We start from the raw sequence: 10,502 nt of genomic DNA on the forward strand, positions 1-10,502 counted from the left end.
GAAAGATCATCCAAATCTCATTTCTATATAGTATGCAATAAAAAAAGGAGCTGCAACCTCATCTTGCAACTCCTTATCTTTGAAGCTCCCCAGGTCAGACTCGAACTGACGACCCCCTGATTAACAGTCAGGTGCTCTAACCAACTGAGCTACTGAGGAATTTATATTTGAAAGATCCGCTTCGTTTTAACAGAGAGCAAAAGTAATAGCTTTTTATGAATTATGCAATATCTTTTTTGAAATTTTTTTTGCGTTTCATTTATTATACGTTTGATGCGTTTTCTTATTATGGGCGGTTACCAAAAACCAAAAAAAGAACCGGCCCAAGTCATGGCCGGTTCTTTCTTAATAGAGGATACGGGTCTATTGGATGGAAAAGTCTGAAATGTCTAAAGTTCTGAAATGTCTATAGACTCAGGGGTATTGCTTTTGCTTTCTACCTTTACATCTTCCACAATACCAAGTACCTGGTCGAATTCGCCGTTTACCTGTTTGACAACAACCAGGTCGTAAGTGATGGGTGCCAGCCAATTTAACTGGTAATTGCCCTCCTCATCTGCCACGTCGCTGGTAACAGCATTGGGGAAACGGTTTTCCTCATCTGTTGGTTCGGCTGCTTCATCATCAATATCTCCCTCATCTACATTATCTTCGTAGGCATAAACGGCAATGTCGCTGGCATCATCCGGGATGCTGCTAATTCCGCCGGAGATGGTGCCTGCTTGATTGTCAGCAATGAGCCGGATGGTTGGACGAAGGATATACCTGTCTGTGGCACCTGCTTTCACAACAGCTTTCCGTGCATCCCAGTCGGCTGTGAGCTCTACAGTTCCGTTGGAGGGTACCTGGAAGGCACCAACTGCCTTGTAACCACTCTGCCCTCCGCTGGGAACGAACAACGGTTCTTTTTCACCGTTAATCATTAGGTAGCATCCTGGATTGGAAGGTCTACCATCACCCATATCAGGTATGTCCATCAAAAAGCGCAACTGATTGTACTGGCCTGCTTCCATCTCAAAGGTTCCGAGCATTTCCTTCACTCCGTCGGTTAGCTCAAGCAGATTGAATTCCTTCGGGCCTTCGTAGCCTTCGAATGTTTTCCATCCACTGTCCTGAGTATGATACTCCAGGCCGTTCACTTTGATCCACACGCCTTCAATGTTGTCATTATCCAGAGGCGCATCGGTAATAGAAAGCGCTACAGTTCCGGTTTCTCCGGTGTCTTCTTCGCATCCTGAAAATAATGCGAAAAGCACGATTAAAGCACTGAGAATTGAAATTTTTGTTTTCATAACATTTAAAATTTATGGTTTGTTAATAATTCTTTTAAGAAAGACGTGGATATAGATCAAAGGGTGGGAATGGAACTGGAAAATTTTTACCTTATGATTGCTATCACTTCTAAAAATCTTGTTTTGTTTAGTGTTTGTCCATAAAGTCAAATAGATTTGAAAGAGTCTTGGCTTTCTTTGAGACGATTTTAAAAGTTATTTGGTTAATATTCTTGAACCACAGAGTACATAGAGAACATTTATCTGTAATTGAATTGGCTTTTGGCTTAACTTACCATAGGCCTGCTCTTTCGCTGCCATCACCAACCCGTCCGACCGGTGCAGAACAAGAAAATTTTCCTGATGGTCAATATTTTTCGCCTCTATTTATGTTAGTCTTTATATCCGGGAACCGGTCAGACGGGGTGCCCTGGCAAAATACCGGCAACAGGGGGCTAAAATCAGCAGGGTCTGAAAGGGCATCTAAAAAGATTGATTCCTTAATTTTGAGAACGATACCTGTCAATAGGTTATGGGAAATTTCTTTGCAGCTAAAAAAGCTGCGGTAAGAATGATCCAGGAGAAATTGAGAATTGATAACAGAAAGGGTATGAAAAACAAAAAACCGGGACATCAATCGATGCCCCGGTTTTTTTGAGGATACGGGTTTATAGAGAGGAAAGCTCTTCAATATCTATCGGTTGATTTTCTGTCTCGCGACCTGCTACCTCTACATCTTCTAAAATGCCGAGGACTTCAATGAATTCACCATTGTCGGAGTGGACTACAATCAGATCATAGACCATTGGAGCCAGCCAGGAAAGCCTGTACCGATTTTCTTCACAAACTTTGCTGCTGGAGACGGCATTCGGGAACCGGTTTTCCTCATCAGCAGGCTCTGCTGCTTCTTCATCAGTGTATTCTCCATCTTCATAAGCATAGATCGTAATATCGCCTGCATCTTCCGGTATATTGGATACTGCACCTGCAATGGCTCCTGCCTCGTTATCGGTGATCAGCCGGATGGTTGGCTTAAGGATATACATTCCGCTTTTTCCGGCTTTCACGACAGATTTTCTTGCATCAAAATCGGCTGTAAGTTCCACCGTGCCATTGGAAGGCACTCTGAATGCACCGGTTGCTTTGTAACCGGTTTGTCCGCCACTGGGTACAAATAAATCCTGTGTAGTACCGTCTTCGTATTCAAGATAACATCCGGGAGTAGCCTGAGGTCCTCCTTGACTCCGGCCCTGACCCTGGCCTTGTCCCTGACCCCTCTCAGCAGCGTCCAGCATGAAGCGCAGTTGATTGTACTGACCGGCTTCCATTTCAAAATCGCCCAGCAATACGCTGATGCTGTCCTGCAGTTCCAACAGGTTGTGCGTCTGAGGCTCTTCAAATTCAATGGTTTCCCAGTCTTTTTGTTGTTTGTGATATTGTATTCCTGTAATGGTGATATATACGCCTGTGATACTTGCGTCATCAACCGGCGCGTCGGTTAAAGACAACTTAACCGTTCCGGATTGCCCAAGGTTTTCACCTTCTTCCTCGCAACCGGTGAAGGCTGCAAAAAGTGCAATCAATGCAATTAAAATAGAAGCTTTAATTTTCATGGTTTTATTTGTTTTTGGTTTTACTTGTTGAATTTCATTAGTAAGACGAACATAAAGGATAAAAGGTGGGAATGGGTATGTAAAAAAATTTCCGGAAAAGAAATATTGGAACCTTATTGATTTAAAGATCCGGCAGATTAATGCCAACATTAATATGAAACCAATACGTTAGCGTACCCTCCCTTACCTCCCTTGAAAAGGGAGGCGATCAGCCTGTGCCAGAGTCAAAGGTATTTGCTTTTTGGCCAGGTAAATGGTTATGCTATCACCCTCTAATGCTGGTTTTTTAGCAAAGTTTTGTTGAATTGAATAAAGACAATGAATTTTGTTTGCAGCTAAAGCTGCGGTAGGGATAAATCTGTTGTTTACTGGAAAATAATCCCTGTAACTATAGGTTGTATTTTAATGAGATATTGAGCTTTATTGATGAGCTGTAGGTTCTGTTAAGGTCGGCGGGAAGGTTGGGAACGCCTTCATAGATGTTGATGAATCCGGGATCCACGCGAAAGCCTGTAGTTATAATAAAATCCGGGGACAATCGGGTATCGAATTCATAACCCAGTATGACGCCAAAATCATAATTTTTATAGGCAGAGCGAAGGTTTTCGATGTTGCCGTCCAGTTTCTGCCGGGCATTTTTCAGATAACTGCCGTATAATCCGAGAACAGCATGATGGGAGAGGGGAAATGGAAAATTGTGCTGAAGTATTTGATACCTTCCCATAATATCCAGGGAGCTATAATCCAGATAAATCTGATTGTTGATCACCTGTCCGTCGAGGTATTCCCTGTAGTTTTGTCCGCTTTCATTTTGTATCATCCCTTCCAGTTGGACTGAAAGGCGGTCATTGAATTTGATCCCTCCTACTATCCCGAATGAACGGCCGTGGTTGGGGGAGGCAGTGCTGTAAGGTGACTTCCGGATGCTGTAAAGGGTCTTTTGGCTCAGCAGCCATGACTGTCCCATTTCGCCGGTCATTCCTACATAATACCTGGCTTTTTGATCCGTTTGTGGTTCTTCTTCTTTGGCAGCAGTTGGAAAATCCATACGGGATTGCGTCATGGTTCTGAGATCCGCATCGGAGGCAACCTGAAATCTTATGGTTTCCGGACTCTTTTTGTTCATTGTAGGCTGTTCGGATCGGGCGAGCAGTTCCCTTTCCTTTTCGGGTTTTTCTGCTGACGGTTCTTTTTCTGCTACAATCTTTTCAGCTTGTGCTTCTTCTGCTTGTCCGGTGGTTGGCTCAATGTCCCCGGCCATTTGCTCCTGTGGTCCGGCTGCCGAATCTGCTGCGGGAATTCCTCCTTCTTCCGGCCCAACCCGGCCACCATTGTCCTGCCCGGAAACATATTCCTGTTGGGTGTCTGAGAAAGGCAAATCTTTTTCAAACGGGGAGAATACCTGAAGTACCAGGAAAGCAAGCAGGGCTGCAGCAGCGGCATAGAAAATAAGTTTCCTTCGTTTCCCTGTGTTTTGATCCAGTTTTTCCGAGATGTGCTCCCAGCTATCCTCGATATCCAGATCGTCCTGTATGTTGTTCCATACCTCTTCCGGGGGCTCTTCCGCATTTTGGGTTATACCCTGGCCATACCACTGGTACAGGTTTTCGTCAAGCCGGTCTTCTATGTTTTCCCAAACTTGCTGCGGTGGTTCCTCGCTGTTGTCTTCTATGCTTTCTTTATACCAGTTGAAGAGATCCCGGTCCAATCCACGCTCAATTTCCTCCCAGACGCTTGCGGGAGGATGCTCGGGATTGTTCTCGATCATCCTTTTGTACCACTTGTAAAATTCTTTGTCTTTCATGGTTTTTTAATAAAGATCCCTCAACAAGGTTTTCAACAGGTTTCTTGCCCTTTTAAACTGCGATTTGGAAGTGCCTTCCGTGATTTCCAGTTTTTCCGCTATCTCTTTGTGCGAATAGCCTTCGACGGCATACAGGTTAAATACTGCCTTGGCCCCTTCGGGCAACTGCCCGATCATGTTAAAAATTCCATCGGCATTGATTTTATCCAGTATGGAATTGTCCAGCCTTTCTTCCTCCACTTTCCTGTTGTCGTCAATGAACTCATACAATTTTGATTTCTGGCGCAGATGATCCAGCGCAGTGTTGGTAATGATCCTCCTGATCCAGCCTTCCAGGGAACCTTGTTCCTTAAAGGAATCGATCTTTTTGAATACCTTTACGAATCCATCCTGAAGGATTTCCTGCGCCATGTTTCTGTCTTTTGCATAGCTCATGCAAATGCCATACATTTTTTTGGCATATTTCCTGTACAGCAGTTCCTGGTATCTCCTGTCATTATTCCGGCAACCCTGAACCAGTTCAGAGTCACTGTATAATTCCCGTTCCTCCATTGTAATGCTATTTGATCACAGCCTTGATTGACCTTTCCACCCTGTATTCAAGGCTAGAATGTATTCCTTCATTGTAATCTGGTGATATAATGATTTTTTGTTTATTACCCTGCCCCTGAATTTTTGCCCCATCAAGAATATCACCAATATCTTGGCTAAACAATTCAGCCAAATTAATCCTTATTTCCAAAGTATTCCAGTTATCTCCGTCAAATACGATTTGTTGGTCTCCTGCTTCATTTTTCAGTGTAAATGGGTTAAGTGGTGCTCCATCACTGTCTTGAAAAAAATTGAATTCTACCGGTATTTCTTCAGGTCCCTGATTACCGGGTCCGGGTCTGTTCATTTGTCTTTTCCATTTTCCCTTTAATTGCAAGCCCGGTAAACTATCCGGCCGGTTCGTGTGCAATGTGATTTTAATGGGCTTATAACTTCCCCGGGGAATATCAAAAGTGATCTCTTGGTTTAATGAATTGTCAGAAAGATCGGCTACAAGGTTATCAAATTCCCTGAAAAAATAATAATCGTCGTTATTTTCCCTTTTGCCGTCAAATTCTAAACCGGTAATTTGAAAGCTGCCTTCACTGAATTCCATAGATGGAGTGACTCCCTGTACCGGTATGTTATCAAAAGGTTTGGTGTTAACCATTTTTATTTTCAAATCAACAGTGGTAGGCTCCAGGAATTCATCTTCCGTGCAGGAATGAAATCCAGTGGCCAAAACCATTAATAATCCGATTAATATAATACGTTTCATATACGTAAAGTTACCTGCCTTTGTTACAAAGACGAGTCAAACATTCAAAAAGTTGTAAAGCAGTATGATTTTTTACTAACCCGAATTATTCTTGAATAATTCTGACGCTATTGAAAAACCTGGCTTTTTGCTTCAATAAATTTCGCAAAAAAGCCGGTTTTTCTAATGCAGGCTAAAACAATCCGTGTATTTCGGCATCGATTTTATCGATCACTTTTCTCAGATCTTCTTTATTTTCGGAAAAGTTGAGGTCATCCACATTAATGGTCAGTAATTTGCCGAGGTTGTAGCTCTCTATCCATGCGTCGTATCTTTCGTTAAGCTTCTTAAGGTAATCCAGCCGGATGTTGTTTTCGTATTCCCTCCCCCTTTTCTGGATCTGATTGACCAGGGTAGGTACTGAAGCCTTCAGATAAAGTACCAGGTCGGGTGGTTCGATCAGGGAGGTTATCAGGTTGAAAAGAGAGAAATAGGTTTCAAAGTCACGGGTCGACATCAGTCCCATGGAATGAAGATTGGGTGCAAAAATATGGGCATCTTCGTATATGGTTCTGTCCTGGATGACCGTCTTGTCTGAATTCTTTATTTTTAAAATGTGATTGAACCGGGTGTTCAGGAAATAGATCTGCAGATTGAATGACCAGCGTTGCATGTCTTCATAAAAATCATTCAGATAGGGGTTTTCGTCTACTTTTTCGTAATGTGCTTCCCAACCGTAATGTTTAGCCAGCAAACCTGCCAGCGTGGTTTTACCCGATCCGATATTTCCTGCTATTGCTATATGCATCATTGAAAGTGTGTTTTAAGAATTATTTTTTGATTCCATCACCGAATCGGGCTGATCTTCGAAAAGAGAAGGATAATCTTCATCAAACTTTTTAAGAATGGTATAGATGATGGTTTCCCTCATGAACTTTGACTGGTTTTTTATCTTGTATTTCCTGCAATAATGATTGATGGCATTGAGCTCTTTACTGTTGAACAATATGGATTTTTGGTGGATGCGTTTCAGCTTTTCGTCCTTTTGTTTCTTTTTCTTTTTCTTTTTCACGGATTCAGCGTTTTAAGGGTTTATCTGTTGTAGATATATAGCGTTTGTTTTTTGAGCAGATACAGATATTGTTTGCCGATTTTCGCATCATCCCAGTAATCGCTGCTTTTTGGAAGCGTTACCTCCTCGCTTTCACCTTTTTTCCAGTGCAGTCTGTTCAACGAGCCGTCGTAAAAATAATAAATATTTCCGTTGAGAATTTGAATGTTATCCACATTTTTTAAAGCATACCGGCGGATCAGATTTCCAAAACGGTCAAAAACCAGGGTGCAGCAGTCTGGCAGATGACAATACAATTGCCTGTTTTTTTCAATGAGCTGCGGTGCCGGATTCTGGGATTCATCCAATTCATTTATCACCGAAGTTTCTTGTATTAATTCCAGATTCGGGGAATAAAGCTGAATCTGGTTGATGGTACTGTTCAGCAGCCAGAAACCTCCATTGTGTGATATGCAAGATGAGCCGGTGTTTGTCAGCCCCATTTCATCCAGGTTAACTGCCGAACGAATGGGTGAAAGGGTTTTATCAAGAAATACGATGTGGTTGAAAGCCTTATGATAAACGAGTATTTTTAAAGGATTGGATACATCAAAGGAATGGACCGGCCCGAGAAAGTTGTCGGAATATTCATATTGTTCACCCGTCTCCGGCTGATATTTGATCAGGGTTTGGTCATGAGTCCAATATACATTGCCCATGAGATCCACAGAAAACTTTTCCCCCTCCAGCTTAAGGGATTCGACAGGCTGACCTGAGATGCTTTGACACATCACAGAAATGGATATAAACATTATACCATGTATAAACGCCTTAATCATAATTCTTCAAAAAAAACCGCATGCAATTACCTTCAAAACAAAAACACGTGTAACATGCGGGTTCCATGGTAATACAAGCAAAGTTTGTAAATTTGATATATAAATCGATTTGAAATTTAGTTTTTTAATAAACTGTTAGACTGATGAATATTAAACTTAGTCAAAACAGAACCGAAGATTTTCATGAGTGCTCTTTGCATATTGGTTCGTTTTGAAATTTCTTCGTTTGGTCATTTGACATTGTTTAGAATTTCGAAATTAGAAATTACCTGCCTGCCCACTAGGCAGGGATATTAGATTTTCATTTTCTGCCAAAAAATGCAAGCAAATAAAAAGTAAGCGCCTAAAATATGAAATTAATAACTTTAGCCTGGGTGTTTGGTTCATTGAAAAATTGAATATTGGAGTTCCCCGCCTGCCGGTCGGGGCAGGTATTTGTAATTTGTAATTTGTTGTTTGAAGCTTATTATACATCTATACTGTTTCCCGCACCCGGTTATCATGCTCCCATTTGCTTATTCAGCTCCAGCAGGTCATCTATATATTTTCGATCATTGGATAATCTGGGAACTTTATTCTGTCCTCCCAGTTTGCCTCTTTTTTTCATCCATTGATAGAAGAGTCCTGGTTTGGCCTTATGAACAATTGGGGCCTCCAGTGTGATGTCTTTATATCTTTTGGCTTCGTAGTCCGAATTGAGGTTTTGCAGGGTCTTATCCAGCGAATTTTTGAATTTTTCCAGATCGCCCGGTTCCTGATCGAATTCTATCATCCATTCATGTTTGCCCTTGGACTCGGTTCCCATATAAACAGGTGCTCCCGTATATTCCCTGATTATCGCTCCTGTTTCGTTGCAGGCAGATTTAAGGGCATTTTCGGCATTGTCAATGATAACTTCCTCTCCGAAAGCATTGATGAAATGTTTGGTTCTTCCCGTTATTTTGATTTTGTGCGGATACAGGCTGGTAAACTGAATGGTGTCGCCTATCATATACCTCCACAGGCCACCGTTGGTAGATATAACGAGGGCATAATTTTTACCCGTTTCTACTTCATCCAGGGTAAGGGCCTCAGGGTGCTCTTTATCCAGCTCATCCATAGGAATAAATTCGTAAAATACACCATAATCAAGCATTAAGAGCATGTCTTTTTGTGTCGGGGAATCCTGGATGGCAAAAAATCCTTCCGATGCATTGTAAACTTCCATATACTGCACATTGTCCGAAGGGATCAGCTTTCTGAAATGCTCCTGGTAAGGGCCAAAGCTCACTCCCCCGTGGACAAACAACTCCAGGTCCGGCCACACTTCCAGTATATTGTCTTTCCCGGTTTTTTTCAGTATGTGCTTGAGTAAAACAAGCATCCATGAGGGTACGCCGTTGATATTGGTAATGTTCTCCCTGATGGTCGTTTCAGTGATCTTTTCCAGCTTTTCTTCCCATTCGGCCATCAGGGCAATATCCTGGCGCGGGGTTTTGACAAGGTGGGTCCAGAACGGTGCGTTGCCAATCAAAATGGCAGAGAGATCGCCATAAAAGCTCTTGTTGTTGATCTTGTTGATCTGCTGGCTTCCTCCAAGTGTCAGTCCCTTGCCTGAATAAAGCCGGCTTTCGGGATGATTGGAAAAATAAATAGCCAGAGTGTCCTTTCCGCCCCTAAAATGGCAGTTTTCCAGAGATTCTTTGCTTACGGGAATGAATTTGCTTTTATCACTGGTAGTACCGGAGGATTTGGCAAACCACCTGATGAATCCTGGCCACAGGACATCCTTTTCTCCTTCCAGTAACCGGTCAATATATGGCCTCATATCTTCATACCGGCTCACCGGCACCCGCTTTTGAAAATCCCGGATGCTCTCAACAGACCGATAATCGTATTTCTTTCCCCATTCTGTATCTTCGGCCTTGTTTATCAGCTTGAACAGTTGTTCTTGTTGCAAATCCACAGGATGTTTTTTGAACAGTTCAATTTGATACATCCTTTTAACGTTGAGCCAGTTAACTAGTGAATTGACAATTTGCATGGTTCTTTTTTATTTACTGAGTAGCCAAATATATGGATAAAAATTTGAACGGTGAATGTTTGGATTAAAATATATCCACAATACCCGGCTGTTTATTTCAACGGTTTTACCGGTATGGTGTATTATTTAATAAGCGGATTTATTAGTGATCTTTTCAGTTCATACTTTTCTTTTATGGCGTTTACGTTGATCCCTTCTTTCAGATAATCGGCCAAAGCATATTGAAAAGGGGTATTCACGGAATTGATCTGAAATGTATGGGTTCTTCTGATCTCTCCGGTATATTTTTCAGGGGCGATACAATATCCGATTTTCCATCCGGGGATGTTAAACAACTTTCCAAAGGAGGAAACTACGATACTTCTTCTGGAGTCTTGAAGTTTATTTCCAAACATTCCCGTGTTGTTTTAATAAAAATGCGCGTAAAGGTACAAATTATTCATTCCTGAAAAATCTCTTTAAACGGATGCCTTCAAATTTTCATCAATAATTTTAAGTGCTTTATCAAAAGGCATTCTGCATTTGGAAAAATGTCTAACGAAAGGTTTCTTTTAATATTTCGAATGATTTGATATGTCCCATGCCCGGATTATGCAGATAGTAAAAGTCCAGT

Annotated in this window: 11 protein-coding genes and 1 tRNA gene; 1 reads left to right on the forward strand and 11 read right to left on the reverse strand. The window is 41.9% G+C overall.

Going from position 1 to position 10,502, the window contains the following annotated elements:
• Nucleotides 1-85: 85 nt before the first annotated feature.
• Nucleotides 86-159, reverse strand: a tRNA-Asn gene (locus KGY70_11155).
• 230 nt (nt 160-389) lie between these two features.
• On the reverse strand, nt 390-1,292 hold the full coding sequence (locus tag KGY70_11160) for a DUF4382 domain-containing protein (GenBank protein ID MBS3775738.1): 903 nt from the start codon (nt 1,290-1,292) through the stop codon (nt 390-392).
• 167 nt (nt 1,293-1,459) lie between these two features.
• Between KGY70_11160 and KGY70_11165 the strand changes: the two genes are divergently transcribed.
• Entirely contained in the window at nt 1,460-1,840 is a 381-nt protein-coding gene (locus KGY70_11165) for a hypothetical protein (GenBank protein MBS3775739.1), read from the forward strand.
• A gap of 99 nt (nt 1,841-1,939) precedes the next feature.
• Here the strand turns inward: KGY70_11165 and KGY70_11170 are convergent, their stop codons facing one another.
• From KGY70_11170 to KGY70_11210, 9 genes are all read right to left on the reverse strand, one after another.
• Nucleotides 1,940-2,884 (reverse strand): DUF4382 domain-containing protein, encoded by a 945-nt coding sequence (locus KGY70_11170; protein ID MBS3775740.1) that lies wholly within the window; start codon nt 2,882-2,884, stop codon nt 1,940-1,942.
• A gap of 388 nt (nt 2,885-3,272) precedes the next feature.
• Entirely contained in the window at nt 3,273-4,688 is a 1,416-nt protein-coding gene (locus KGY70_11175) for a hypothetical protein (GenBank protein ID MBS3775741.1), read from the reverse strand.
• A gap of 6 nt (nt 4,689-4,694) precedes the next feature.
• Nucleotides 4,695-5,240, reverse strand: coding sequence for an RNA polymerase sigma factor (locus KGY70_11180; GenBank protein MBS3775742.1), 546 nt, complete (start codon nt 5,238-5,240; stop codon nt 4,695-4,697).
• 7 nt (nt 5,241-5,247) lie between these two features.
• The gene (locus KGY70_11185) at nt 5,248-5,997 is read right to left on the reverse strand and encodes a hypothetical protein (GenBank protein ID MBS3775743.1); all 750 of its coding nucleotides are present in this window, start codon (nt 5,995-5,997) and stop codon (nt 5,248-5,250) included.
• Nucleotides 5,998-6,169: 172 nt separating this feature from the next.
• Nucleotides 6,170-6,784, reverse strand: a complete 615-nt coding sequence (locus tag KGY70_11190; protein MBS3775744.1) for a deoxynucleoside kinase — start codon at nt 6,782-6,784, stop codon at nt 6,170-6,172.
• A 15-nt stretch (nt 6,785-6,799) separates the two neighbouring features.
• A complete protein-coding gene (locus tag KGY70_11195; protein MBS3775745.1) occupies nt 6,800-7,048 on the reverse strand; it encodes a hypothetical protein in 249 nt (82 codons plus the stop codon).
• A gap of 20 nt (nt 7,049-7,068) precedes the next feature.
• Entirely contained in the window at nt 7,069-7,839 is a 771-nt protein-coding gene (locus KGY70_11200; protein MBS3775746.1) for a hypothetical protein, read from the reverse strand.
• Between the two features lie 526 nt (nt 7,840-8,365).
• Nucleotides 8,366-9,889, reverse strand: a complete 1,524-nt coding sequence (locus KGY70_11205) for a GH3 auxin-responsive promoter family protein (GenBank protein MBS3775747.1) — start codon at nt 9,887-9,889, stop codon at nt 8,366-8,368.
• A 122-nt stretch (nt 9,890-10,011) separates the two neighbouring features.
• On the reverse strand, nt 10,012-10,284 hold the full coding sequence (locus tag KGY70_11210; protein MBS3775748.1) for an aminotransferase class I/II-fold pyridoxal phosphate-dependent enzyme: 273 nt from the start codon (nt 10,282-10,284) through the stop codon (nt 10,012-10,014).
• Between the last annotated feature and the right edge of the window lie 218 nt (nt 10,285-10,502).

It is taken from the genome of Bacteroidales bacterium (assembly GCA_018334875.1).
Lineage (GTDB): Bacteria > Bacteroidota > Bacteroidia > Bacteroidales > UBA12077 > JAGXLC01.

Bases quoted from the DNA above. Each gene is read 5' to 3' on its own strand.
- KGY70_11205 (MBS3775747.1), bottom strand. From the start codon at position 9,889: ATGCAAATTGTCAATTCACTAGTTAACTGGCTCAACGTTAAAAGGATG.
- KGY70_11180 (MBS3775742.1), bottom strand. From the start codon at position 5,240: ATGGAGGAACGGGAATTATACAGTGACTCTGAACTGGTTCAGGGTTGC.
- KGY70_11190 (MBS3775744.1), bottom strand. From the start codon at position 6,784: ATGCATATAGCAATAGCAGGAAATATCGGATCGGGTAAAACCACGCTG.
- KGY70_11170 (MBS3775740.1), bottom strand. From the start codon at position 2,884: ATGAAAATTAAAGCTTCTATTTTAATTGCATTGATTGCACTTTTTGCA.
- KGY70_11175 (MBS3775741.1), bottom strand. From the start codon at position 4,688: ATGAAAGACAAAGAATTTTACAAGTGGTACAAAAGGATGATCGAGAAC.
- KGY70_11210 (MBS3775748.1), bottom strand. From the start codon at position 10,284: ATGTTTGGAAATAAACTTCAAGACTCCAGAAGAAGTATCGTAGTTTCC.
- KGY70_11185 (MBS3775743.1), bottom strand. From the start codon at position 5,997: ATGAAACGTATTATATTAATCGGATTATTAATGGTTTTGGCCACTGGA.
- KGY70_11160 (MBS3775738.1), bottom strand. From the start codon at position 1,292: ATGAAAACAAAAATTTCAATTCTCAGTGCTTTAATCGTGCTTTTCGCA.
- KGY70_11200 (MBS3775746.1), bottom strand. From the start codon at position 7,839: ATGTTTATATCCATTTCTGTGATGTGTCAAAGCATCTCAGGTCAGCCT.